At 43.5% G+C, this 914-nt stretch carries 1 protein-coding gene and 1 pseudogene; one reads left to right on the forward strand and one right to left on the reverse strand.

The window, feature by feature from the left end:
• Positions 1–69: 69 nt before the first annotated feature.
• Entirely contained in the window at positions 70–585 is a 516-nt protein-coding gene (locus tag VT06_RS16825; RefSeq protein WP_152659063.1) for a hypothetical protein, read from the reverse strand.
• Positions 586–638: 53 nt separating this feature from the next.
• Between VT06_RS16825 and VT06_RS18880 the strand changes: the two are divergent.
• A pseudogene (locus tag VT06_RS18880) lies at positions 639–778 on the forward strand (IS110 family transposase); the annotation flags it as partial.
• Positions 779–914: the final 136 nt, after the last annotated feature.

Below are 914 nucleotides of genomic sequence, written 5' to 3' on the forward strand. Positions count from 1 at the left end.
CGGTGGCATTTAACGGGTTATTGTGACCCCATTCATGTTTCAGGCTGCATGTCATTCAATAAAATAATCTTATCCAAAAGCTGTAACCCCAAGACTTTTGACTGAATAGCATTTAATTTTGATCTGACCCCAATATTTATTTGCAACTTGTTTACCTAACCCTCCTAACCCTGCAATTGCAGCAAGTTTGTAGGGTAATGAATCCTTATTCACATTACTATTTGCTGAGGTGTAACCCGCTGAAAAAACCCACGAGTAATTATCTGCAAGCCCGGCAGCAAAGTTTAACCAGTCGTTATTTCGCGGCAATGGCTTACCTACAGTAACATAACGTCCGCGGTTAGAACCGCCATCTGCACCACCGGCATAATTCCAACCTTCTGAATCGACTAAAGAAGACGTCTGGTTATACCCTCCTGCAGCCGAAGAACCCTGCCCATTTGTACTGTGGCTATGGCCATCAGTGTCCGTTGCTCCTTGAGCCGAAACCACAGCTTTCGCCGCCGACTTACCACCTGCAGCACCACTTCGCTCAGCCGCATGTGCCTCACCAAGCTCCGTGGGATTTCCCATTACTGCCTGCATTTAATTTTGTTCTTGACCACAATATTTCCGAGCAGTGCCTGCCCCCGTAATTCTTACTTAGTTTTTATAATAAACTTTTAGCCAAAGGTAAGCCTAAAAAGTAGCTTTAATCGCGGTGATGCGAAAATTACTGGTACTGGCTTTTGGCGTATTGAAATCAGGAAAGCCATTTGATGTTAATTACCAACATTAATCAAATTTGGGCTTGATCCTCAAGACAGTATCTGACCCTGAGAGATCCCCACGAATTTAAGCATTTAAAAACTCGCTTGCGGATCATCAATCAATGTTCGTAATTTATCAATCGCTGCTTGCCAGTGCTTTTTTAG

Origin of the sequence: Arsukibacterium sp. MJ3 (genome assembly GCF_000987765.1) — a bacterium.
Lineage (GTDB): Bacteria > Pseudomonadota > Gammaproteobacteria > Enterobacterales > Alteromonadaceae > Alishewanella.

Coding starts and splice junctions, on each gene's coding strand:
- VT06_RS16825 (WP_152659063.1), bottom strand. CDS start 585: ATGCAGGCAGTAATGGGAAATCCCACGGAGCTTGGTGAGGCACATGCG.